Below are 24967 nucleotides of genomic sequence, written 5' to 3' on the forward strand. Positions count from 1 at the left end.
AAACACTTAAACGTTCTTTTCAATCTGTTGAACCACGTAGTTGACGATCTTCAAGGAACTCAGCCCGTCATCAATGGCACAGAAGCGGCGATAGAAGTCCATGAACTTCTGGTTACCACTCATGTCAGGCGTCTGGAGCTTCTCGCCGATCATGTCCAGCAACTGCGTTTCATTGTGGGCAATCTCACCCGGCAAATCCTTTTCGTAATCCAAGTAGAAGCCCCGCAGTTCGTCTTTGTACATGTGGTAATCGTACGGGTAGAACAGAATTGGCCGCTTCAAGTAAGCGAAGTCAAAGAAGACAGATGAGTAGTCGGTGATCAACATATCTGAGATCAAGTACAGCTCAGAGATATCAGGATGATTGGACAGGTCAAAGACGACCCCTTCATACCCACTGATATCCAGCGCGTTGGAAATCAAGTAGTGCATCCGCAAAACTAAGACCGCGTCTTGCCCAAATTTCTCGCGGAAATCATCCAGCGAGAATGGCAGTTCAAAGGTGTACTTCCCCTTTTCGGCGAACTGGTTATCCCGGTAAGTTGGCGCGTACAAGACGACCTTCTTATCCAACGGAATGCCGAGTCGTTGCTTCAACGCGACCACGTCTTCTGGCGTACTGTTAATGAGTTCGTCATTTCGGGGATAACCGACCTTTAAGATCTGATTGTTAAAGCCAAAGGCCGACCGGAAGATGCGCGTGGAGTAGTCGTTAGGCGAAACCAAGGCATCCCAGCGGTTGGCTTCCTTCACGAAGTTAGCGTGGTACTTGGCCGTCGTGGTCCCCGGCATCGACACGTTTTCAATGTCCAAGCCCAGTTTCTTTAACGGCGTTCCGTGCCAAGTCTGGATGTAAGTCACGTAATTGGGCTTACGAACCCAGGCTGGGAAGCGGGCGTTACTGATCCAGAAGCTGGCCTTTTCCAGCGTCCGGACCCATTTAGCCGTCCGGCGCACCACAAACGGGATTTGATTTTCCCGACAGAACTTCTTTTGTGACTTGTCGATCGACCAGACGAAATTAAAGCCTGGGTACAGTTGCACGAACAACCGGTAAATGGCGTATGGTGAATCACTGACTTGCCGCCCACCGAAGCTTTCAAAAATCAAAGTGGGTTGCTCAAATGGCCGGTGGCCCCGCTTGAATAAGCGCCGCATCCGGGCCAGGTTGACTTTGTCCATCAATAAGGACAACAGCTTGGTAGCCCCGCCGATCTTACTTGGCACATTGGCCAAGCGTTGTGGCAACGTTGGCGCCGCCATTTCTTGAATCCGAATCCCGTTGTCAAAGCGCTTTTGGACTAAGATTAGCCGGTGGTTGGCCGTGATTGCTTGGGTGACCTGCCCGGCCAAGGACTTAGCCAAGACCACGCGTTGTTCCAGATCAGTTCCCGCTACCGTAGAGCGGATGAACAACTGCTGGGTACTGTCTTGTGGCAAATCAGATAACGGAATGGCCCCCGTAAACAAGCCGTGCAGGCTCATGTGGGTAATCGGCCACTCCGCAGAACTGGCTTGCTTTTCATTCTTCAAGACCAACCGTTGATTCTCGATGGCCTGCCCATTCAACCGGCTACGACCGATCACCTGGAGCTGATCATCTTGCAAGTTGATGGCACTGATGGTGAACTCTGATTCTGCTTGTTGGGTGTGCAGATTGAAGAGTGCCATCCCCTCGGCATCACTATTGACTTGGTAAAAACTGGTCAACGTTAATTGGTGTCGGTCGCTTAGGTATTCACTTTCGACTTGAATCAAGCCGCGAGTGTTTTGTTGCCGAATATTTAAGTATAATTCCCAACTGAACTCACTTTGTTCTGAGTGCAAGATCTGCAGGTCGGCGGCGTTAAGGCGAATCCGTACCACTTCGGCACTGACGATTTTGCTAATGGGAACCGTGATCGAGGCCTTGGTGTTTTTTTCCAAGAAGGTGACCGCTAAGTCATCAAACGGTTCCGGCACGTCGATCAGTTCAAGTTCGAGTTCCTGTAAATTCTTTTTATGATGTAATCCAGATAAAATCGCACGCACGATGGAAAAACTCCTTAGTAATTAAAAATCAGCTGGTTCGGCATTTGTGGTGAAATCGCTGCGTTGATCGCCAGGTCCACGTAAAGACGGGTCTCCGGTGTCAACATGTGGCTCAAGACCGCTTGGTAGAAGGTGTACAAGTCGTCAAAACGCCGGTAGTTCGAGTAAGCCAATACGCCGTAGTAGGTCTCCGTCGCCGACACGATTGCGGTGTGGTCCACCGTCGCCGCTTCGGCTTTGCTCCGCTGACGCTTGGTCATATTAGCCAACGCCGCATTTTGCTTGGCGTCCGCAAATTCCGTGGCCATCATGGCCGACGTGTCACTCAAATTGAAGACGTGATTGATGGGCCGTTCATGCCGGACAAACCGCAAGACGGCTTCTCCTTTGGCGTTCAGCACGTAACTGGTCTGGGCGACCTCGTCTGCGATTTTCTCGATTCCGACGACTTGGCCGGACAAACCGTAAGTGTCGATTTGCACCAGTTGGTCGGCGTGATACTGCCGCAAAACCTTGGGCGTCTCATCGTCAATCTGCCGTAATTCTGCCACCAAATGACCGGCATCCAAGTAACGTTTGACCTGTTCTTCGTTGTCGGCAAATAAACGCTCGTCAAAGTTCGTCAGTATCGGCGTATTCCGTTCGCCACTGGTCAGCTTCAACCCCTGTTCATCTTGATATAGGTCAGCTAACGTCACCAATTTTACGTCACTGACGCCGGGATTTTTCCGGGCCAAACGGTTCAAGAAAGTCCGGACTTTCCAAGTCGCTTCAAAGTCCACTAGGGCGACTAACACGCTGACCGGCACGCCTTGCTTGACCGCCTGCGGTAATTGCTGGGTAAAATTGGGCTTATGCATCCCGTTTAACGACGTCACTAAAAAAATAATCTGTTGCATTCCTCTGCCTCCGTCTACGCTCTAATAAGAAAAAATCCCTAGTCAACGACTAAGGATTTTCACCAACACTACTCTTTTTCCTTCCAGTCTTCTTCGTCTGATAGGCCTAAGTCGTGCTTGATTTTAGTCGTGGAAATGCCTTCTGTCCGTGGTAAGTAAACCACTTCACAGTAGTCCTTCAAGAAGTCAAACTTGCCTTTCCAGTCGTCACCCATGACGAAGATATCAATATCATTATCTTGGACGTCGCGAATCTTTTGGTCCCAAGAAGTTTCTGGAATCACGTGATCCACGTACTTAATGGCTTCGAGGATGTACTTACGGTCTTCATAAGACGTGTAAGCCCGTTTGCCCTTCTCGGCGTTGAATTCATCAGAAGACACGCACACTGTCAAATCATCACCCAAGGCTTTCGCCCGCTTCAATAACCGAATGTGACCCTTATGTAACAGATCAAACGTCCCGTACGTAATTACTTTTTTCATGTAGACTCTCCTACTTTATCTGGTTAATTTTCCCCACCACAGTCTGCAGGGGGCGCAAAAAAATTCCAATAACAATCTAAATAGTAGCATATTCAGCGGTCACGTCAACTTCAAACCACAAACGTTACGCAATTCTTGAGAAATTTGACCGCTCACAGCGCGGATTTCTTGCTGTGCTCCAGTTGCCAAATACTGTAAAGATACTGAACAATCGTCTTAACCACGGCATATAAGGGAATCGCAAGGATCATCCCCAGCAGACCCGCAATATTGCCAGCCGCGAGTAAAATAATAATAATCGTCAGCGGATGAATTTGTAAGCTCTTGCCAATGATGTTGGGGTAAACCAAGTTGCCGTCGATCTGTTGGACCACCACGACCACGATGATGACATAGAGCACCAGACTCGTACTGCTGGTAAAAGCGACAATCAACGCGGGCAAGATGCCAATGTAAGGACCCACGTAAGGAATCAGGTTACAGATCCCGGCAAACAAGCCTAGCAGCAAGGCGTATTTCTCTCCCACTAAGAAGTAGCCGATGGCCGTGAAGCTCCCGACGAACAAGCACTCGATGATCTGCCCACCCACGTAGCGGGCAATCGTCTTGTTCATCCGACTCAGCAATTCAGCAATCTGGTCACCGTGTTTCTCGGGTAACCAACTGCGGATGGCCGGCATGAACTTGTCGCCATCCTTGAGCATGTAAAACAGCATGACAGGCACGGTAACGGCCGTTACGGTCACCGTGGTCACTGTCCCGATAATCGAGCCAATGCCGCTGGTAAGGCCGCTCATGAAGCCCTGGGCGTATTTGGCAAAGGCTGACTGTAGTTGACTGAGATATTTGGTAAAATCAATATTCTTGAAGGCCGGCTGATCGATAAATTTACTCAACACCGCCTCACTGGACTTGGCAAAACCTGGGATGTTACCAATCAGATTGGTAATCTGCGTTGCCAAGCGGGGAATCAGCCACATCCCCCCAGCGACTAAGACCAGCACCAGCAGTAAGAAAACCAGTGCCACGGCCCCGGTGCGGTTGATGTGAAATCTTCGCCACCGCACCTTCTCTAGTAACTTGACCAAGGGGTTCAACAGGTAGAAGAGGACCCCAGACAACAAGAGTGGCGCGAAAATCGTCGATAGGAAAACCCCAATTGGGGAAAACAGAAAACTGATTTGCGTACAGACCCAGATCAACGCGGCCACGATCAATAATTCCAGTGACCAAAACATGATCCGCGAGTTGGCGACCCATTTCATCGCGGGGCACTCCTTTCGTTTCACCAGCCACGGTAGCTGGTCCAATTTTTAGAAAAAAGGAGCGAGCCACGAATGGACTTGCTCCTGGTGGTACGGAAGACAACTCTTACTGATCATTCGAGCGTCGAAGTAACTCCTGATAACGTTGGTACCAGAGATCGACGTAGGCTTGGGAAAAAGGCCCCTTATGATGATTGATCCAATCGACCAAGGTCAACACGTTGGCCTTCAAAATCCGATCGGTCGCTTCACCATACTGCCACCGCTGACTGAAATCTTCATACTCGTCAACGTCGAGCAGGCGTTTTTCACCATCCGGAAAAACCTTCACGTCGAGATCATAATCAATGTATTTGAGCGCTTCTTTATCCAAAACGTACGGGGATGCCAAGTTACAGTAATACGACACCCCGTTATCCCGAATCATCGCAACAATGTTGAACCAATAATGCTTATGAAAATAAACGATAGCGGGTTCACGAGTCACCCACCGCCGCCCATCGTCTTCAGTGACCAAGGTGTGGTCATTGACGCCAATGAGGGCATTTTCGCTTGTTTTGAGTACCATAGTGTCGCGCCAAGTTCGATGCAAACTTCCGTCGTGCTTGTAGCTTTTGATCGTAATGAAGTCGCCTTCCTTAGGTCCTCTAGCTTCGCGCGTCATGTCTAAACCCTACTTTCTAAGTAACGGGTAACTATAAAAATTCACTCAATATTATACCAGATTAAGCCTCCCTTGAATAGGTTCAGACCGATTCTCCTGAACAAATTCTTTTGGTCGCCTTAAATTGTCCGGTAGATTTGACTGGCCGCCTTACCGTTCGCTAGAGACGAGTTGCCAGTTCCCTAAGCGCCATCACCCATGCTTGCCAAAATTCTCAATCAAGTGCACTATTAACTTAAAACCTTAAAGATTGAAAGATAGCTATCAGCTATAAACATGGCCACTAGGCGACTGATGGTGTAAGAATTAATCGTTTACAGCATCCCAGCGAGAACTGGCCGCCTACCGTCCGCCAAATCTGGGTTGGAACGCGGTGGGCGGACGGGTCGAGCCATAGTACGGTCTCGACGCCTCGCTTTGAGCCGAAGGTCACGTCTCAAAGACGCCAGTTGCCTAAGCGCCATGAACCGCGCCGCTAAGACAACTCCCACGGCTGAACCCACATTTGGCGGACTCCCGGCTATTAGAGTGCGTTCTAGTCACAGTTGATTTAGTTCCAAGTTGTAGCTAAATTGGCAACCAGTCTTCAACTAACACAATTTTGCCAATAATTACTAACCCGCCGGAGGCAGCCAGGGTGGAGCCAGCTGAAAGACCGCTCCTCAGGCTGGAGGCGTTCCCCATAGCAGGCGGAATCCCTGGCTGACGCAGGCTCCCGGTTTCACTAATTTCAGTAGACAGAACCCTTTCGTTCCAGGAATTACCATGTCAATGCTACTTTCAATCTTAAAATCTTAAAAAATCGAGGTAACTATCCATGGCACAAGCACCCCTCAGTTCTTTTGAACCCATGATTCCTCAGGTCGCTGATCTCTTGGCGGATGACCCTAAGCTAACGGCCTTTTTCAACGACCTGACCGTCGGCTACCAGCGCGAATGGGCCCGTTACATCTTCGGCGCCAAGGCCGATGCGACCAAGCAGCGCCACATCGCCGACATGCGTCAAATCCTGGCCGCTGGCTACAAGTCTAAACGGGCTTACGGCAGTCGGCCTAAGGATTAGGGCAACGGCTCCGCTACCACACACAAACACCCGCAACCACTGGCAACGTGCTAGTGACTGCGGGTATTTTTTAACAATTCATAACGTTGAAACTAGTCATTGACAGCTTAGTCGCGAGAACTGGCTGTCATCGTACCTAGTTCTTAAGCTGCCCTGACTCAAGCAGATTCCATATCTGGATAGCCGGTGTTTGTGCCAACTGGTTAGCCCGGTAGTAGTTCGTCAGTAAGATAACCGCATCTTGGCCATCCTTGCTGACCAGCGCTGTGGCTTCATAGCCGTACGCCAAGCCGTGCACGCGGATATAGCCTGGGTAAACGTACGCGCCACCACCGTACATTGAATTGGACCCTGGTGTCAGTAAGACGTTGACGTCACTTTGCGGGTACAGTTTACCCAGCAACATGTTCCGTTCCCCAACGTATAAGTCGTGAGCAGACATGTAGACTTGCCCCGTCCCAAATTGGTAGAACATCGAGGCCCGCGACTCTGGGTATTCCGAATCGTAATTGGTACCGACATCGGCCTGATTGTTGTTTTGATACCCTTGAGAAAAGGCTGCACGATGGGCCATGTTAAAGACAAAACCCGTGTGGTGCAAATGCCACGGTTCAATGATGTTTTCCGTGAAGTACTGCCGGTAACTTTCACCGGTAACTTGTTGGATGATTCCCGCCAGCAACATGAAGTTGACCGGTGAGTAGTCCCATTTGCCAATCGTGGCGGGCTGGCTGATGATGTGATGCAAGATGAACTTGATCATGCCATTTTCTGAATTCAACGAATCCGGAAAGGCCTCTAACGTCAAGCCACTCTTCATATCCAGCATGTCACGCAAGGTGATGCGCGCTGACCCCTTGATCTGTGGATAGTACTTCGACAAAGGATCGCCCAACGATAATTTTTGCGCTGCGGCCAGCTTCATGATCAGCCCCGCCGTAAAGGACTTCTGAACGGAGGCCAACTGATAAACGCTGTTGATGCCATTCTTCTTTTGTTCATTGGCCTGGGCATAGCCGAAGCCTTGCTCAAACATGGTCTTACCCGAACGCACGACTAACGCTGTCCCCACGAACCGATTAGCCCGTAAAATGGCGTCAATCTGCCGCGTGGCCGCCGTGACTTTTGGCTTGGCCTTTTTCTTAGCCAGCTTCTTGGCCTTAGGCTTGGGTTTTGGCTTGGGCTTAACGACCGAACTACTAGTGGCTGCGGGTTCCGCGTGACTCTGCGTCTGCCCATTGAACCACCAAGCTAAGCCGCCACCAATGCCCAAGATCATCCCCAACGATACCAAGATGCCCAAAGTTCTCTTCCGCATGACAACTCCCCCTTACTCTTTGATGCTGCCTACTCCGCTGATTCCCCTAAATCAGCCAACCACTGACTAATATCGTCCAGTTGAAATCCCTTGCGATATAACGTCTGTTTGGTCTTATATTTGCGTTCTGACGGGCTCAACGCTCGATAACGCCGCCAAATCTTTTCGCCTTGCTTGACCAACAAGTCGTGCTGCTGGTCGAGGTCGGGTGTCAGGTCTAGACTGTCAATCATTTGGCCCGCCTCGTCGTTGTTAAAACCACGGCTGATCAGGCCCTGGCGAATCTTCTGTTGTTGCGTGCCAAAAGCCTGGCGGTGATACCGCTTGGCCAATTTTTCCGCTACGGCCGTCCCCACGGTCAAGCGGTCTTCTGGCGTATACAAGACCAGGGCGTCATCAATCAACTTTTCACCGACTCCTTTTTGCCGCAAATGCTGGCGAATCACCCGCGGGCCCTTATCCCCCGTGTGCATCATCGTCCGCACGTAACTGGCGGCGTAGTGGGCGTCGTCCACCAAGTTTAACTCTCGTAATTTCTGAAACGTTAACGCAATCGTTTCTTCCGGAATCTCCAGTTCGACCAACTTGTCATGGATCTCTTTTTCGGTCCGCAACTGTTTGGACAAATAGTCCAGCGTCCGGTTGTAGGCCTTAGCAACGTTGTCCGCATCCACCAGATGGGTTTCTAGGTCCTTGGTGACCTCCATGCCCTTGTACAGGCGGAAATCAATCAGGACACTCTCACTGACCGGAAACGCATAGGCGCCGTCAACGTATACGTTATAACGGCCGCTATTTTTCTTCTGGGCCTCAATCATGGTAATGACGGCCATTAAAGTCACATCCTTCGCTAAAAAAATCTGGTCACTCTTTAACTGTTCTGGCACCATTTTACCAGTTCTCAGGGGTGGGTGGGAAGCAGAGTGCCAGATTTGTTAGTCAATCATCTTTTCGCGGAACACACAGTTATTTCCCCCAACCGTTCCTAGTCACCGCCACGGCAACCTGTTATAATTAACGGCAAACACGGGTTTAACCTAAGGAGTGAAACGAAATGGTATCAGCACAAGTAGTCTTTGCCACCATCACTGGCAACAATGAAGACGTGGCCGACATTGTCACGGAAAAGTTAGAGGACCTCGGATGTCAGGTCAAGGAAACGGAAATCTCCCAGACCGACGCCGCCGAATTTGAAAACGTCGACATCTGTGTGGTCTGCGCCTACACCTATGACGAGGGGTCCCTGCCCGACGAAGGTATGGACTTCTACGAGGACCTGCAAGACTTAGACCTCACTGGCAAGATTTATGGCGTGGCCGGGTCTGGCGACACCTTCTATGGCGAGTACTACAACACTACCGTTGATCACTTCGAGACCACGTTCCAGCAAACGGGCGCTACTCGTGGGGCGGCGCCGGTCAAAATCAATTTGGCTCCCGACCAAGCGGCGATCGACCAGCTGGACGCCATGGCCCAACAGCTCGTCGACACTTATCATCACGCACACGCTTAAGTGTTCCCACTGTTGCTCTTGGCACAAGGCACTCGTCCCTACCATGATCATAAATCAGAAATAGCCTGACAAAACAGACCAGACGAACTTGCCGTCTGGTCTGTTTTTGCGTTCACCCACTTATTTGGATGACTTATTTTTTAAATGATATTTCCGATACTTCAAGAGGTTCGGAATCGCCAAGGCCTTTTGTTCCTCGATGGCACCAACTATCAGCTCCTGAATGGCCGCATTCAAGACCGCACCAAACATCAGGATCAGGCCGGTGAAATCCAGCCAGAACATTAAGAAAATGAAGGTCCCAATGGTTTTGTAACTGTCAATATTGTGGGCAAAATACTTCACGTAGATGGAGAAGGCTTGCGACAACAATAACCAACCGACCGTGGCGACCAAGGCTCCCGGCCACACGAATCGCCATTTTAATTTGGCGTTGGGCACGAAGTAAAACAGAATCATCAACACCACGAAGACCACGAAGAACGTCAGTGGCCATTTCAAGGCGTTGACGTAGGCCAGAATCGCGCTAGGTAAATGCAGTAACGGCGTCAATTTTTCCAAAACGATTTGACCGAAACTGAAGAAAATCATCAGCGCAAATAGCAAGGCAATTAGCACGACCATCCAGATGAAGGCCACCACGCGATTGACGAAGGCGTTTTGATTCTTCGCCACGCCATACGCACGGTTCACGGTGCGTTGAAAGGCCGCGACTGCTCGGGACGATGACCAGATGGAGACGATGACCCCAATGGATAAGACGCCGCCGCTCCGGTTATTCAGAAAGGAATGGATGATCGGTTCAAGCATGTCAAAGATGCTCTCGGGGACCATTGGTTCAATGCTGTCTAGCACCGTACTGGTTTGAATATTGAGATACGGTAATAAGCTGGCCAGCACCAGCAGTGCCGGAAACAATGACAACAAGGTATAGTAAGCCAAGACCACAGCCGAGTCCGAGACGTTGGCCATGGTGTAGTGCTTGATGATGGTCGTGTAGATGCGCTTGAGTTGCGCACCCCGCTTACGCCACTGAGTGGTCACGGTCGGTTGGCTCCCTTCTTGGTTGATTTCGGTTCGGTTCAATTTTCATGGTGAAGTCAGTGCTGGCCGCCTACCGTTTGGCAACCAGCCTACGTCAGCCAGGGGTTCCGCCTGCTCTGAGGAACACCTCCAGCCCGAGAAGCGGTCTTCCAGTTCGCTGGCTCCACCCTGGCTGCCTCCGGCAAAGAGTGACAATCATCAGCAATACTGTGTTAGTCAAAGACTAGTTGCCAAAACAGCCGCTACCTGGGGCTAAGTTGCTTGTTACTGGTACGCACTTTTGTAGCCGAGAGTCCGCCAAATATGGGTTCAGCCGCTGAAAAAGAGTGTGGCGACAGGCGGTTAACTGGCGAGCATTAACGGCGATAGGTGGATAATCCCGATTCTGGATTATTTGCCTATCGGTGTTAAGCGGAACCAGTTGCCTGTTGGTACACGTTTCGGCTATGAGGCCAGAGACGTGGGCTTTCGGCTCAAAGCGAGGCCGAGACCGTCCCTCAGGCTCGGCCCGGTCCGCCCACCGCGTTCCAACCCATAGTTGGCGGACGGTAGGCGGCCAGCTCGAACTACGAAGCTGTAAACGACTATTTTTTACGTCACAAGCCGCGTGGTGACAATATGTCTAGCTGTTTTTCATCTTTCAACCTCCAGCCGGTACAGGTTAAAACGACCCATAATCTTCGGCGAACTTGAGCGTGCCAATCATCTTTTCCAGCGTCTTGCGGCTGAAACGGACTCGCTTAGCCTGGCGGAAGGACTCGATAAACGTCTTTAAGTCCTCATAATTGGCCACCGCCGTGCAGTTGTAAGCGTCGTGGGCATTGAGCTTAGTCTTGTTCCCCACGACCAATGAATTACTCCGATCATAACGGTCGTAATAATTATAATAAACTAACGGCTTCACGAAGTCGATGATCCGATCGTTTTTATTTTCCAATTGCTTGTGCATGGTAATTTCACTATTGATATAGCGCACCAGCAGTTTAGACGATAATTCTGCTTGCGTCGCGGGGTTACTGATCCCCGTGTGCAGCGTGATGGACCGTTGTCCCCGGCCTTCTTGTTCCAGACTCATGGTGTAGCCTTGCGTCAGGGATTCATTTTCTTCGGATAGGTTTGGCAAGAAGAAACGGTCCAGCCGGTTGGTCAGCGCCTTGGCCGTGTCCTTTTCGCGGTTGCCCAGGTTGACGCCGGTGAAGTCGTCTAGGCTAGAAGAAAAGATTTCTTCAGACAGGTCATGGAAAATCATCCCCCGCCAGTACTTACTTTCCACGTTGATGACGCCAAAGGACGTGACCAACAGGTTGTCGATCTGCATGACGCGCCAGGAATCACCGTCATTCATTTCCTGCGTCACTGGATTCTTGACCTTGTTGGCGAAATGCACGTTGCGCAAGATTTTATAGTCGAAGCGTTCATTGTGCTTCTTTGCGGCCAAATGAATGTCGCGCATAATTTCTGATAATTGTTCTGTGGTCTTAATCTCGGCCCGGTCATATGCCGTCTCAGCCATTCGCATTGCCCCCATTAATCGCTGCTTCGATGGCAGCTAAAATTTGTTCTGACGCGCGGCCATCCCCGTAAGGATTCTTGGCCTGCGCCATTTGGTCGTACGCCGCCTGGTCAGTAAGCAGCGTTTCCATGGCTGCCGTGACCTTGGCAGGATCGGTGCCGACCAACTTCAATGTCCCGTTCGTGACCCCTTCTGGCCGCTCCGTGGTATCGCGTAGCACCAGCACCGGCTTGTTCAACGATGGCGCCTCTTCTTGGACACCACCGGAATCCGTCATGATGAAATAACTCCGGGCAGCCAGGTTGTGGAAATCAACCACGTCCAGTGGGTCGATCAAATGAATCCGGTCCATCCCATCCAACTCTTCGTGCGCCGCCGCTTGAACGACTGGGCTCAAATGTACCGGGTAGACCAGTTCAATGTCCGGGTGATCAGTGACCACTTGGCGAACCGCTTTGAAGACCGCGTGCATCGGGGCCCCCTGATTTTCCCGTCGGTGCATGGTCATCAAAATCATGCGATGGCCCGGCTGGACTTGGTCCAAGACGGCGTGATGATAATTGGGGTCGACCGTTTGTTTCAACGCATCGATCGCGGTGTTCCCGGTCACGGAAATGTGGTCATCCGGATGGGCTTGCTTCAAGAGATTTTGCCGCGACAATTCCGTTGGGGCAAAGTACAAGTCGCTTAAAATATCCGTCAGCTGTCGGTTCATTTCCTCTGGGAACGGTGAGTACTTGTTCCAGGTCCGCAAGCCAGCCTCCACGTGACCCAGCATGGTTTGGTGGTAAAAGGCACTGATACTGGCCGCAAAGGTCGTGGTCGTGTCGCCGTGGACCAACACGATGTCGGGCTTGGCCTCATCAATGACCGTGTCTAGCTTGGTCAAGACCCGCGTCGTGATGTCACTCAGCGTTTGCTTCGGCCGCATGATATTCAAGTCATAATCTGGAGTAATCTTAAAAATATCCAGCACCTGGTCCAGCATCTCTCTGTGCTGTGCCGTCACCACCGTGATTGGGGTGAACTCGGCTGGTCGTTGCTGCATGGCCAAAATAATTGGGGCCATTTTAATCGCTTCAGGACGCGTCCCGAAGACCGTCATTACTTTAATTGGGTTTGTCACAATCTCTCCTCCAAGTGGTGTTGATTAGGTCAATTATAGCAGAAGCCACTCGCCCATGTTATTAATTCCCGTATTTTACGAGAAATGCTACACTGAGCTCAACCACTTTTCCTCAGACGTCTGAGTGCCTATCCTGCACTCCCCCGTTTTTCACCCCTTAATCAGTCGTTGTCGCGAACTTTTAAGGGAAATGTCATGGTCAGCCCTGAACATTTGAGGTAAGATAGTATCGTTGTCTGAAAGGAATGTCTAAACATGAAAAAGATCAGTCTGGTCGTTCCTTGCTATAATGAGGAGGAGTCAATTCCATTATTTTACCGAACTGTTAGCAAGGTGATCGACTCAATGAACACCCCCACCCCGACGGTCACGCCGGAATACATTTTCGTGGATGATGGGTCGAGTGACCACACCCTTAAGGAAATGAAAGAGTTACACCAAAGCCATCCGGAGACCGTCCATTACCGGTCGTTCTCCCGCAACTTTGGGAAAGAATCAGCACTAGCAGCGGGGCTTCAAGCCACGACTGGGGAGCTAGTCGCCGTGATGGATGTCGACTTGCAAGACCCACCGGAGTTATTACCTAAAATGTTTGCCCTGATTGAAAACGAGGGCTACGACTGTGTGGGCACGATTCAAAAGGAACGGCGCGGCCAAAGCAAACTGCGGGCCTTCTTGTCCAGTAGTTTTTACCGCGTCATCAATAAAATTTCCGATGTCCGGATCGAACCCAACGCGCGGGATTACCGCTTGATGACTCGGCAATTCGTAGACACCGTCATTTCTTTGCCTGAATTCAACCGGTTCTCCAAAGGCATCTTCAGCTGGGTCGGTTTTAAGACCACCTATTTGACCTACGAAAGTCAACCACGGGCGGCCGGCACCACGCATTGGAATCTACGTCAACTGTTTGCCTATTCCATTGAAGGCATCATCGACTTTTCCAATGCCCCGTTGCGGCTCGCCACTTGGGTCGGCAGTATTTCCTTTATCCTGTCGATCTTCGGGTTGCTCTTCGTTATCATCCGGGCATTGACCGTTGGTGGCGCTGTGGCTGGTTGGCCTTCTCTGGTCGCCATCATGCTGTTCATCGGTGGGATTCAATTGTTCTGTCTGGGAATTCTTGGCCAGTACATCAACAAGATTTATCTGGAAACGAAACACCGGCCGAAATACATCGTCCGGGAAGAAAAATAAGCATTTAAAGTTGCCACGTAAGAGCTTGGAAATTTTTCCAAGCTCTTTTTTCTTGGCGGTGATGACTTCTACTTGTCAAAAGCTAACTAGTAGTCGCCTCCGTTTCTTTATCTCCGCTATACAATAATCCCCCGAAAGTTGAAAGAGGAATTAATGCCTTGAGGACTGGAACGATCGTGTTCTATCCACTAAAATTAGTGAAGCCAAGCGCCTGCGTCAGCCAGAGGTTCCGGCGGGTTGTGAAATACCAGCAATACTGCGATAGGAACCAGCCGCTAAATCAGCTGTTACCTGGGGCTAAGCCGATGATTACTTGCACACACTCTAGTAGCCGAGAGTTCGCCAAATATGGGTTCAGCCGTGGGAGTTATCTTAGCGGCGGGGTTCATGCCGCTTAGATAACTGGCGCCTTTGAGACGTGGCCTGCGGCTCAAAGGCGAGGCGTCGAGACCGCCCTTTGGCTCGACCCGTCCGCCCCAGCGCTCCAACCCATATTTGGCGGACGGTAGGCGGCCAGTTCTCATTAGGATGCTGTAACCGACTAATTTTCGCGTCTAGCCACAGTGGTCCCTGGGCGCTTTTAGTCTGCCCTTTTCCACAGCGGACGACAAAAAAGCCTGCATCCCCTAAGGACACAGGCCAAATTCATTTTAAAAATTAGTGAATAATTGTATTCATCAGTAAGACCATCAACAGCCCCACCACAGAGATGACCGTTTCCAATGTCGTCCAGACCTGGAATGTTTGCTTAACGCTCAAGTCAAAGTACTCGGAGAACATCCAGAAACCAGCATCGTTCACGTGAGAAGCGGCTAAGGACCCAGCCCCAATGGCCAAGGCAATCATGACCGGGTCGGCACCCAATGAGTGCATCAATGGCGTGATCAGCCCAGAGGCCGTCATCCCGGAAACCGTTGCGGAACCCAAAGAGATCCGTAAGATAACCGTGATCAGCCAAGCCAACAGAATTGGTGAGAACGTCGAGTTCATCATCAATTGTTGCACGGCCTTACCAACCCCACCGTCGATCAGGACTTGCTTGAAGGCTGAACCCCCAGCAATGACCATCAGCAACATGGCGATCGACTTGATGGCGTCTTCCAGTGTCCCACTGATTTCTTTCATCGAGCGACCCCGATGGAAACCCATGGACCAGATGGCAAACAGCAAGGCCACAACCATGGCGATAACGGGATTCCCCAGCATGGTAATGACCGCATCTAAGCCGTGCGGATTTTTCGGCGCAGTCCCACCATTGACAACCATTTGGTAAACGGTTGCCAAAATCATGAAGACTACTGGGAACAGTGACGTGAAGACGGACAGACCGAAGCCTGGCGTTTCCTTCAAGTCAAATTCCTTAACTTCCCCAAAAGCGGGCAAGGAACGTTTGATGACGAATAAATCTGGATTAAACCGGCGAATCACTCGGGTCCAAATTGGACCAGCGACGATCACACAGGGAATGGCCACGATGATTCCGACCATTAACATTTCCCCCACGTTTGCCCCCAAGGCCGTCGCAACGGCGGTTGGAGATGGTTGTGGTGGTAAGAATCCTTGGGTCGCAGACAAGGCCGCGGCCATCGAGATTCCCAGATAGAGGAATGGCACTTCGGCTTCCAGCGCAACCGCAAAGACGATTGGTGTAACTAAGACCAGCCCCACTTCAAACAACAGAGAAATCCCAATCAAGAAGGACGCAACCACGATGGCAACCTGGAGGCGTTTCTTCCCAAAAATTCTAATCAACGTCCGGGCGATTCGGTAAGAACCCCCAGCATCAGACACTAACCGACCAATCATGGCACCGAATCCAAAAACGATAATCAGTTCGCCCATGGAGCTCCCGATACCGTTTTTAATGGAATCCGCAATATTTGCCGGGTTCATGCCTAAACCGAGCGCTACTAAAATTGACGTAGCGATCAGTGAAACGAAGGTGTTTAACTTTACTCGAATGATCAAGAAGAGCAAAAGTAAAATACCCAATAACAAAATCACGAACTGCATATTTCTCTCTCTTTTCTTATGCTCGATTCTGATAAAATCGGCCTGCCGTAGCCAAATTCTATCTTGTCGCATAAGAATCATTGTATGAAAAAATTTTTCAACTTGCAAGAGGGAATCTGAATATTATTTACAGTTTGCTTGTGAAAACAGCTATGAAAACGCTATCTGACAATCATTACAGAAATTGGAGAATATTTTGCCATGTAGGCCGCTTGGCTACCAAAATACTTCCGCACACCGTTTTTGGACAACGACCCCACGACCAGCAAATCGGGTTCCACTTCGGGAATAATCTGCTTGACGATGGTCTCACCGGGGTCACCTTCACCAATGATGATTTTCACCTTGGTAATGCCGAAGCGCCGCGCCAAATTCTCGTAACCTTCCAAGTGCTTTTGCAAATCGGCCCGCTGACCGTGAACATAGTCCTTGCTCAGCGCTTGGTAGATGTTCATGTTGTCTGATTCCAAGACGGAACAGATCACCAGCTCAGCTTCATCAAACTTCGCTCGGTTCATGGCATAACGGAAAGCCAATTGGGCATCGGGTGAATCATCCACCCCAACCAATATCCGCGTAAACTTCTTTGGGTTCATTGATCCTGCATTGTCCATTGAAACTCCTCCTCACTTTTTCAGCACTACGTTTATTATAGCCGAAAACGATTCCATTGGGGAGGTGAATGCGTTAAAAAGCAGGTATCCGTCAACAATGTCAGGGGCACTGATTGCCTGATATGCGCCAATGAAACTGGCTTAACCCTAACCAAAAGTGGCGCCACCAACAGATAACCTGTCAGTGGCGCCACAATCTTGGTATTTAACTGGCCCCACCCGGACTCGAACCGGGATCATTCGCTTAGGAGGCGAGTGCCCTATCCAGTTGTGCTATAGGGCCAAAATAAAGATCCGCTTATAATTCTCACACGGATCTGGGAAATTGTAAAGGACTAGTTCTGCGCGTCGTGGTCCCGCCACTTCTTGCGCATCCCCTTATTCTTGGTGTGCCGGTTCTTATGCTTCTTTTTCTTGCTAGGGTTCGGCGTTTCGGCTTTCACGGTCGCCTTAGCGTTAGCCTTAGCACCCGCTTTCGGTTTAGTCGCCGTCGCAGCAGTCTGCCCGGCAGTGCTTGCCGTTGCGGTGACGCGTTGAGCCTTGGCCGTTTCGTTAGCCTTGACCGTCGCGGCAGTTGGCCGTTCCGTCGTCAGCTCGCGGCCACTGAAGTACAGGGGAACCAAGTCGTAGTCAGTATCCTTGAGCAGGCGTTTCAAATCACGCAAGTCATGGTCGTCGCCTAAGCTGATGACCTGGCCGGGTTCGCCCATGCGGCCTGTCCGACCGACCCGGTGCACGTATTCGTTGACCTTATCTGGCAAATCGTAGTTGATGACAGCTGGTAACTTGGGAATATCCAAGCCCCGCGCCGCCACGTCCGTCGTCAGTAGTAAGCGAATCCGCCCTTGCCGGAAATCTTGGAGCGCCTTTTCACGTTGCACCTGTCGCAAATCACTGGTCAAGCCCGCCGCGGACACGTGGTCGTGATAAAAGCGCGTGGCTGTCTTCCGTAAGGTACTGGACTGTTTGAAGAAGACCAGCGCCCGGAAGTTTGGCATCGCCAGTAGCCGTTTAAGCATTTGGTCACGCTTGTTCATCCCCACCTGAAGCAGGCCATGGCGGACCTCCCCTTGCGTGTTGTCCTGGTCACGAACGTCCACGCGTTCAACGGTTTGACCGAACCATTTGTCCAGCTCATGCAAGATTGGCGTATCGGTCGCCGAGAAGAAGCCCAACTGCACGTCGGCCGGCGTGGCCTGGGCAATCTCACGGACCGTGTCCAAGGTATCCCCCGTCAACAGGTCATCGGCTTCATCGACGATCAACATGGAAACCAAATGTAACTTGAGCTTGCGGTCATTGACCAGGTTCAAGACCCGTCCTGGGGTCCCGACCACGATCTCTGGACGCTTCTTCAGGCGTTCCGTTTGGCGTTTGACATTGGCGCCCCCGGTCAACGCGACCACCTTGAGGTCCAGTAACTTCCCCCAGTCACGCATCACCCGACTGGTCTGAATCGCCAGTTCCTGTGAGGGCTCTAACACGATCAATTGCGTGCCGTCACCGGGCAATAAATTGGCTGAAGCCGGCAACGTGAAGGCCACCGTCTTGCCAGAACCGGTCGGGGCTAACCCCAACACGTTTTTGTCGCCGACCATGGCGTCATACACCGCCGTTTGGATGGCGGTCGGTGCTTGGTACCCTAATTCCGTAAAATGTTTTTCAAATTGTTTTAACATGCTGTTTCCTTTCTAGTCGTTCTCATCAGCTGGGAAACGCAGGTTAGCGCTAACTCGCAGGCTGTAGAGCACTTGGTTCACGGTCAAACTCCATTGCAGCCACCGTTGATAGTCCGCTTGGTTCTGCGGGTCATCGGGGGCCAACAGGACCCGGGCAAAGTCGACCACCTCAGGTAACATCGGATTAGCCAAGGCCGGTTGGCTCAAGTCGCGCACCGCGCCGTCCGCAGCCCGTTCCTCGACGTGGGTCAATTCTCCCGCACTATCCAGCGTGACCGTTTCCTTCAGGCCGTAAATTTCTGACGACGCAAATGAATTACTGGTCTTGCCAAAGGACACGGTCACGTCAAAGCCTGGGTACCGCAGCATTGCGACGCCCTTGCCATCCGCGCCGGTCGCAATCAGCGTCGGGTAGTACTGCACGTGCTCGGGTTGGCCAAACAAGGCAATGGCTAAATAAATGGGATAGACGCCCAGGTCTTGCAGCGCCCCACCCGAGAATTGTCGGCTGAAGACGTTGGGCACTTCACCGTCTAAGACCAAATCATAGCGTGATGAGTACTTCATGTACGTCAGCGCCGCCCCTTGGATCAGCGGTAAGCCGAGAAGCGCCTTTTCCAGTTCCCGGAAGTTGGGCGTATGCACGTGCCGCGCCGCCTCAAAGAATTTCACTTGTGGGTGCTGGGCCAAGGCCGCTTGAATGGCCACCATTTCTTGACGATTACTGAAAGCAGGCTTTTCGACCACGATGGAAATATCATGGTCGATGGCCGCCATAGCTTGCTTAAAATGCAGGCTGTTGGGTGAAGCGATGTACACGACGTCCAAGCGCCCTTGTGTTAACATCTCTTCGTAATTGGTATAGCTAGCTTGTGCGTGATTCTTCGTCGCAAAAGCCGCCGCTGTTTCCTGATGCCGCGAGTATACCCCCGCCAATTCGTATTGCCCACTGAGGGCTAGGGCTTCGACCAGCTGTTGCGTAATCCAGTTAGTGCCCACTGTTCCCATGCGAATCATGTTGATCCCTCCAGATTGTTTAATTTCCTATTTAATAGTTATCGTTGAAAAAGACTAAGACCACTTTTAGAGTACCACACTTAACCGTTCAAACGGTCGCTTACGTTCGTGGGGCCGAAAAGTTGGGGCCGTTATCAGCAATTGGTATAGCTAAGCCCACCCGTATCTCAAGTCCCAGTAGTTTGCCGCATGCCTTATTTTACCAGGACCAGCGTTCCGGCGATAGCCAGCGGATTAAATTTCCCCAAAATCCAAGGGAAATATTGCGGTTTTTCTCGCTAGAAATGTTATATTGTAAGAAGAAACCTAAATTCAAGGGAGGGATTACCGGTGAAAGGTCGAGACATTGCCTTATTTGGAATTTCACTGGTTGCCGGATTGACTGGCGGCTTTTCGATGCGCAAAAAGAAAGACCCACAACCAAGCACGTCGCCGCTATTCTACGTTGGCACGTGGCAGTTCATTGACCCCCACAACCAGCGCCGCCACCGGCTCGAAATTAGTCCTAATCTTGACGTGCAAATCGATGACCACCAACTGCAGGTCCGCGTCAAAGACCTCAATGAACAGCAGCTTACATTCCAAGATAAGTTCGGCTATCATCTGACGATCCACGCCAATGAACGCCAACCAATTTCCTTTTTCGACGAAGCAGACGACTGCACCTACGCGATGCAGCCCCTGACGCCGAAGCCAGATAACGCTAATGAAAAATAATGGTCGCCTAATTGTGGCTGAGTAATAAGATTAGCTCTGTAAAACCCATGTGGTTTTGCAGAGCTAATTTTTTGTCTATTGATTTAATAAAACGCCCTTCCACCGCTGACAGATGGTCCCCGCCACTGCGCAACTAGTTGGCCGCAAACTTCTGCCAAGCGTGCCGGTTGCCATTGAACACGGAACGGACAACGGGTAAACTCTGACCATTTTGGGTAACACTGCCATCCGCGTCATACGCAATCAGCTTGACCTGGGCGCTGTGCCCGGCCAATTTGCCGCCGGTGACCCAGTAATCTTGCGCGGGCAAGACCGGCTGGACGAACTGCGTCAACACCTGTTGCGTTGCCAAGATAATGACTCCCTGATGATACCATTCGAGTTCACTGACTAATTTCTTTAGTTTCTGTCCCTGCTTGGCCATATCGACATTACTACTATTATACTTACCATAATAATTTACGGCCACCATGATTGGTAGCGTCCCCGTATCTTGGCCGACCGTCGTGTGGAAATGGCGGTACTGGCGATTGGCAGACGTGGTAAAGCTAAACGTGTGCGCGACACCAACCTTGACGCTGGCCCCCTGGGAACGAGAATAGTTATCACTGAAATCGTCATCGGTATACGTGGCCCCCGAGGTCGCCTGCAGGTACACGAACTGAACGTGTTTAGCCAGTTGCTGATAATCTAGGTACCCACTGTCTTGATTGACCGTCACGCCACGGATCGGATAATTGGCCAACTGTCGCTTCTGGTGCGCCTGCCATTGGGTCCAACCGAACCCCGCAATGAGCACCACGACAATCAGTCCCAGTAACACCCACCACCGGCGATGATGCCGACGACGATACGTATTCTCATAGATGGGTTGCACCTCACGTCGTTTCACCGTCAGTCACCACTTCTCCTCAGCTTTTAGAATACCATCTATTATACCATGCTTATCCCCTAAAAAAATTTAAAGAAAAATGAGCCACCAAGCAATTTTGGGGGCTCATCATTTTATCGCGTATAGGTGTTTCACTGAAGACATGTTGAAAGATGAAAATTAGCTAGAAACATTGTCAGAGCGCGACTCATAGCGTAGAAATTAGTCGTTTACGGATTCATAGCGAAAACTGGCACCTACCGTCCGCCAACTAGAATGTCTGTTAGTCAGCGTCTGCCAACCTTTAGTTGTTTACGTTGGTTGCCGACAACCTACAGTTCATGTCTGGTCTGTTCGATCACGTCGCGCACCTTGGTCAGCGTCTGATCCGTCCGCGAGGAGATGCGTAAGACCGTCATCATGAAGAGGCTGTCCAGAATTGCCAGCTGCGAGATCAAGGAGTACATCCCCTCCGAGCGGTAATTGACCTCATCCGTCAATGACAGGAAGGAAACATCTGCCGCTTGGGCCAACGGCGACCCGCTGTAGCTGGTGATGGCAATGACCGTGACCCCATTATTATTTAATTCATTCACAATATTTAACGTCTCATGATTACGTCCCGAATGGGAAATAATGATGGCACAGTCGTCCTTACCCAATTTTGCTGCTTGCATCAGCTGGATATCGTAGTCTGGATAAAAGGCCACGTTGAGTGAGGTCCGTAAAAATTTATGATAGCCATCCAAGGCCGCAATCGACGACCCCCCTAACCCAAAGAACGTCACCGACTGGGCATGGATCAACTTCAAGACTGCCCGCGCCAATTCATGTTCACTCAGCGCCTCGTTGGTGGCCTCCAAGGAATGAATCGTATAGCGGAACGTCTTATTGGCAATCGTTGACAGCGAATCACCCTCGTCTAGTTCTGGAAATGAACTAACTTGCGGTGTGTCTTCAATCGCCATATGGGCTAAGGCCATGGTAAACTCGCGATAGTTGGCATAATCCATGCGTTTGACGAACCGTGAAATCGTCGCCGTGGACACACCGGTCGCACTCGACAGTTCTTTGATAGTCATTTCACTCACGACGCCTGGATTATCCAAAGCGAGCTGGGCAACTTTCTTTTCTGTTCGGGACAATTGATCATAGGTCCCGCGAATCTTGCCAATCGTTGAACGCGCGATGGTCGCCGCCCCCTTTCTAACAGCATTTTGCTGCGGTGATTCACTTTTTGTAAACATTTTACATCAAAAGCCTTGAAAAGTGAAACTTTTTTACATATAATAGCGTTGTCAGAAAAATTTCGCATCATGCAAAGGAGATTAATTTCATGAAACTCGGATTAATTGGTTTAGGTAAGATGGGTCTTAGCCTCGCAGAAAACGCTATGGATCACAACCACGAAATCGTTGGTTACGATTTAAACAAAGATTTTGTTGACAAGGCAGTTGCTGCAGGTGCTGAAGGCGCCGATAGCTTAGAAGACATGGTTGCTAAGTTACCTTCACCTAAGATTGTTTGGGTCATGGTTCCAGCCGGCAAGCCAACGGATTCCACGATTGAATCATTGAGCACGTTGCTCGGCAAGGGCGACATCTTGATTGATGGTGGGAACTCTTACTACAAGGATTCTCTTCGTCACAACGAAATCTTAAAAGCCAAGGGTATCGACTTCTTTGACTGTGGGACTTCAGGTGGTATGGAAGGTGCACGTTCACACGGTAACTTCATGATCGGTGGGGACAACAAGGAAGCCTTCGAAACGATTCGTCCATTATACGATGACATCGCTGAAAAAGACGGTTACCTTTACACCGGCCGTGCCGCTTCAGGTCACTACTTGAAGATGGTCCACAACGGTATCGAATATGGTGAAATGCAAGCCATCGCCGAAGGTTTTGAAGTGCTTGAAGCTTCTGACTTCGACTACGACAACGAAGCCGTTGCCAAGGTTTGGAGCCACGGTTCTGTTATCCGGGGCTGGCTCATGGAATTGGCTGAAGAACAATTTGCCAAGGATCCTGAACTTGAAAAGATCGCTGGCCGCATGCATGCTTCTGGTGAAGGTCAATGGACTGTTCAAGAAGGTTTGGACAGCCACGTTCCAACGCCAGTTATCGCCTTAGCCTTAATGATGCGTTACCGTTCAATGCAAGATGACACCTTCACTGGTAAAGTGGTTTCTGCTTTACGTAACGGTTTTGGTGGCCACGCAATGGACAAGGCTGGCAAATAATACTTTTTAATTAGCGACACGAAAGGAAGAGCTCTATGGACTACATGATTGGGGTCGATATTGGTACTACCAGTGTCAAGACCGTACTTTATGATACTGCGGGTCAGATGCAAGGCTATTCAAACAACCTTTATCCCCTCTATCAAGATGTGCCCGACATGGCCGAAGAAGATCCAGATGAGATTTTCTCCGCAATGATCGATGGGTTAACCACGGTAATGCGCAAAGCAGATTTGAAGAACGGCAAGATTCAAGGTGTCTCCTTCTCAGCTGCCATGCACAGTCTGATTCTGTTAGATGAAGACCACAAGCCGCTGACCCGAGCAATTACTTGGGCTGATAACCGTGCGGTGAAGTACGCGGATGAATTACGTGAGAACGGTGTGGGTAAGCAACTTTACGAAAAGACCGGGACACCAATTCACCCAATGACGCCACTTAGCAAATTAATCTGGTTACGCAATGACCAACCTGACTTGTTCAAGCAAGCCCGTTGGTTCGTCGGTATCAAGGAATACGTTTTATACCGTTTGTTCGGTGTACTCCAAGAAGACTACTCCATTGCCAACGCCACTGGTCTGTTCAACATCTTTAAGATGGACTGGGACGACCAAGCCTTAGAAGTTGCCGGGATTACCCGTGACCAATTACCTAAATTGGTCGACACAACTGACCAAATCACTGGTATGAACGCAGATTACGCTGGTGTGATTGGTATGGACCCACAAACTCCCTTTATCATGGGTGCTTCCGATGGTCCCCTCGCCAACTTAGGGGTTAACGCCATTAAGCCTGGTGTCGTCGCTGTGACTATCGGAACTTCCGGTGCCGTGCGGGTCGTTACGGACAAGCCAAAGATCGATCCTAAGGGTCGGGTCTTCTGTTACTACTTGTCCAAAGACCACTGGGTTGTCGGTGGCCCTGTCAACAACGGTGGGATCGTCTTCCGTTGGGTTCGTGATCAACTCTTCGCACCAGAAAAGCTGACCGCTGAACAAATGGGTGTCGACTCTTACGACCTCTTAACTGAGATTGCTGCTAAGATTCCTGCTGGTTCCGACGGCCTGATCTTCCACCCATTCTTAGGTGGCGAACGGGCCCCTATCTGGGACGCTAACGCCCGCGGTTCATTCTTCGGTTTGACGCGGACCCACTCACGGGCACACATGGTTCGGGCAGCTCTTGAAGGGATTGTCTACAACCTGTACACCGTGATGTTGGCACTTGAAGAAGTCGTTGGCAAACCAACGAGCATTCAAGCGACCGGTGGTTTCGCACGTTCAGAACTCTGGCGCCAAATGCTGGCGGATATCTTTGAACAAGATGTCACGATTCCAGAAAGTCCTGAAGGGACGGCCTTAGGTGCCGCGACGTTGGGGATGTACGCGTTAGGCTTGATCGATGATCTCTCCGTTGTGAAGAACTTCATCGGTGTGGCTAACGTCCACCACCCTAACCCAGAGACTTACGATGCTTACCGGGCCTTGGTTCCGATTTACATTCGCCTTAGTCGGCAATTGCAATCAGAATACAAGAACATCGCTGAGTATCAACGGACCCACGTCCACCAAAAGAAGCAAAAATAAGTTAGCCGGTTTAGTTCTTTCAGAAACTAAACAAAAAAACTAATTTTTCGCAAGTAAATTGTATACAAATCGCATATAGTCTAGTACAATGTGTGTACAAAGTATTGAGA

22 protein-coding genes and 1 tRNA gene are annotated in these 24967 nt (G+C 50.5%); 6 read left to right on the forward strand and 17 right to left on the reverse strand.

The genetic code is table 11. From position 1 onward, the window contains the following. Nucleotides 1-6 precede the first annotated feature (6 nt). The 5 genes from EKM83_RS01030 to ntdP all read right to left on the reverse strand — a co-directional run bounded on the left by EKM83_RS01030 (nt 7) and on the right by ntdP (nt 5344). Nucleotides 7-2031 (reverse strand): CDP-glycerol glycerophosphotransferase family protein, encoded by a 2025-nt coding sequence (locus tag EKM83_RS01030; protein WP_125574801.1) that lies wholly within the window; start codon nt 2029-2031, stop codon nt 7-9. A 14-nt stretch (nt 2032-2045) separates the two neighbouring features. Further along, a complete protein-coding gene (locus EKM83_RS01035) occupies nt 2046-2930 on the reverse strand; it encodes a hypothetical protein (RefSeq protein WP_125574802.1) in 885 nt (294 codons plus the stop codon). Between the two features lie 68 nt (nt 2931-2998). Further along, a complete protein-coding gene (gene tagD / locus EKM83_RS01040; RefSeq protein WP_125574803.1) occupies nt 2999-3415 on the reverse strand; it encodes a glycerol-3-phosphate cytidylyltransferase in 417 nt (138 codons plus the stop codon). A 152-nt stretch (nt 3416-3567) separates the two neighbouring features. Then, nucleotides 3568-4680: an AI-2E family transporter gene (locus tag EKM83_RS01045; RefSeq protein ID WP_125574804.1), complete on the reverse strand. Its 1113-nt coding sequence runs from the start codon at nt 4678-4680 to the stop codon at nt 3568-3570. A 106-nt stretch (nt 4681-4786) separates the two neighbouring features. Then, nucleotides 4787-5344 carry a nucleoside tri-diphosphate phosphatase gene (ntdP, locus tag EKM83_RS01050; RefSeq protein ID WP_125574805.1) on the reverse strand — a complete coding sequence of 186 codons (558 nt, stop codon included), beginning with the start codon at nt 5342-5344 and terminating at the stop codon, nt 4787-4789. 817 nt (nt 5345-6161) lie between these two features. Here ntdP and EKM83_RS01055 point away from each other — a divergent pair. Further along, complete coding sequence (locus tag EKM83_RS01055) at nt 6162-6407, forward strand: YdeI/OmpD-associated family protein (protein ID WP_125574806.1); 246 nt, start codon at nt 6162-6164, stop codon at nt 6405-6407. Nucleotides 6408-6543: 136 nt separating this feature from the next. Here the strand turns inward: EKM83_RS01055 and EKM83_RS01060 are convergent, their stop codons facing one another. Continuing rightward, entirely contained in the window at nt 6544-7725 is a 1182-nt protein-coding gene (locus EKM83_RS01060) for a serine hydrolase domain-containing protein (RefSeq protein WP_125574807.1), read from the reverse strand. Between the two features lie 29 nt (nt 7726-7754). Continuing rightward, entirely contained in the window at nt 7755-8558 is an 804-nt protein-coding gene (gene recX / locus EKM83_RS01065) for a recombination regulator RecX (RefSeq protein WP_125574808.1), read from the reverse strand. Nucleotides 8559-8779: 221 nt separating this feature from the next. Between recX and EKM83_RS01070 the strand changes: the two genes are divergently transcribed. Next, nucleotides 8780-9238, forward strand: coding sequence for a flavodoxin (locus tag EKM83_RS01070; RefSeq protein WP_125574809.1), 459 nt, complete (start codon nt 8780-8782; stop codon nt 9236-9238). A 120-nt stretch (nt 9239-9358) separates the two neighbouring features. On the opposite strand, the gene EKM83_RS01075 is transcribed toward EKM83_RS01070, so the two are convergent. The 3 genes from EKM83_RS01075 to wecB all read right to left on the reverse strand — a co-directional run bounded on the left by EKM83_RS01075 (nt 9359) and on the right by wecB (nt 12921). Beyond that, the gene (locus EKM83_RS01075; RefSeq protein ID WP_125574810.1) at nt 9359-10282 is read right to left on the reverse strand and encodes a YihY/virulence factor BrkB family protein; all 924 of its coding nucleotides are present in this window, start codon (nt 10280-10282) and stop codon (nt 9359-9361) included. Between the two features lie 661 nt (nt 10283-10943). Next, complete coding sequence (locus EKM83_RS01080) at nt 10944-11795, reverse strand: nuclease-related domain-containing protein (RefSeq protein WP_125574811.1); 852 nt, start codon at nt 11793-11795, stop codon at nt 10944-10946. Continuing rightward, nucleotides 11788-12921, reverse strand: coding sequence for a non-hydrolyzing UDP-N-acetylglucosamine 2-epimerase (gene wecB / locus EKM83_RS01085; RefSeq protein ID WP_125574812.1), 1134 nt, complete (start codon nt 12919-12921; stop codon nt 11788-11790). The genes EKM83_RS01080 and wecB overlap by 8 nt, the downstream gene beginning before the upstream one ends. A 255-nt stretch (nt 12922-13176) precedes the next feature. Here wecB and EKM83_RS01090 point away from each other — a divergent pair, with 255 nt between their 5' ends. Further along, nucleotides 13177-14118 (forward strand): glycosyltransferase family 2 protein, encoded by a 942-nt coding sequence (locus tag EKM83_RS01090; protein ID WP_125574813.1) that lies wholly within the window; start codon nt 13177-13179, stop codon nt 14116-14118. 657 nt (nt 14119-14775) lie between these two features. Here the strand turns inward: EKM83_RS01090 and EKM83_RS01095 are convergent. From EKM83_RS01095 to EKM83_RS01115, 5 genes are all read right to left on the reverse strand, one after another. Then, nucleotides 14776-16131, reverse strand: coding sequence for a gluconate:H+ symporter (locus EKM83_RS01095; RefSeq protein ID WP_125574814.1), 1356 nt, complete (start codon nt 16129-16131; stop codon nt 14776-14778). Nucleotides 16132-16292: 161 nt separating this feature from the next. Further along, on the reverse strand, nt 16293-16745 hold the full coding sequence (locus EKM83_RS01100; RefSeq protein ID WP_125574815.1) for a universal stress protein: 453 nt from the start codon (nt 16743-16745) through the stop codon (nt 16293-16295). Nucleotides 16746-16955: 210 nt separating this feature from the next. Next, nucleotides 16956-17028, reverse strand: a tRNA-Arg gene (locus EKM83_RS01105). A gap of 52 nt (nt 17029-17080) precedes the next feature. Continuing rightward, nucleotides 17081-18424, reverse strand: a complete 1344-nt coding sequence (locus EKM83_RS01110; RefSeq protein ID WP_125574816.1) for a DEAD/DEAH box helicase — start codon at nt 18422-18424, stop codon at nt 17081-17083. Nucleotides 18425-18436: 12 nt separating this feature from the next. After that, nucleotides 18437-19441, reverse strand: coding sequence for a Gfo/Idh/MocA family protein (locus EKM83_RS01115; RefSeq protein WP_125574817.1), 1005 nt, complete (start codon nt 19439-19441; stop codon nt 18437-18439). A gap of 330 nt (nt 19442-19771) precedes the next feature. On the opposite strand from EKM83_RS01115, the gene EKM83_RS01120 reads away from it, so the two are divergent. Next, complete coding sequence (locus EKM83_RS01120; protein ID WP_125574818.1) at nt 19772-20158, forward strand: DUF4828 domain-containing protein; 387 nt, start codon at nt 19772-19774, stop codon at nt 20156-20158. A 133-nt stretch (nt 20159-20291) separates the two neighbouring features. Here EKM83_RS01120 and EKM83_RS01125 read toward each other — a convergent pair whose 3' ends face one another. Together EKM83_RS01125 and EKM83_RS01130 are read right to left on the reverse strand one after the other, a co-directional pair. Then, on the reverse strand, nt 20292-21050 hold the full coding sequence (locus EKM83_RS01125; RefSeq protein ID WP_125574819.1) for a GH25 family lysozyme: 759 nt from the start codon (nt 21048-21050) through the stop codon (nt 20292-20294). A 311-nt stretch (nt 21051-21361) separates the two neighbouring features. Continuing rightward, nucleotides 21362-22276 (reverse strand): MurR/RpiR family transcriptional regulator, encoded by a 915-nt coding sequence (locus tag EKM83_RS01130; RefSeq protein WP_125574820.1) that lies wholly within the window; start codon nt 22274-22276, stop codon nt 21362-21364. Nucleotides 22277-22365: 89 nt separating this feature from the next. Between EKM83_RS01130 and gnd the strand changes: the two genes are divergently transcribed. Both gnd and gntK read left to right on the forward strand, forming a co-directional pair. Further along, nucleotides 22366-23271, forward strand: coding sequence for a phosphogluconate dehydrogenase (NAD(+)-dependent, decarboxylating) (gene gnd / locus EKM83_RS01135; protein WP_125574821.1), 906 nt, complete (start codon nt 22366-22368; stop codon nt 23269-23271). Nucleotides 23272-23306: 35 nt separating this feature from the next. Next, nucleotides 23307-24857 (forward strand): gluconokinase, encoded by a 1551-nt coding sequence (gene gntK, locus EKM83_RS01140; protein WP_125574822.1) that lies wholly within the window; start codon nt 23307-23309, stop codon nt 24855-24857. Nucleotides 24858-24967: the final 110 nt, after the last annotated feature.

The organism is Levilactobacillus angrenensis (assembly GCF_003946085.1).
Classification (GTDB): Bacteria; Bacillota; Bacilli; order Lactobacillales; family Lactobacillaceae; genus Levilactobacillus; species Levilactobacillus angrenensis.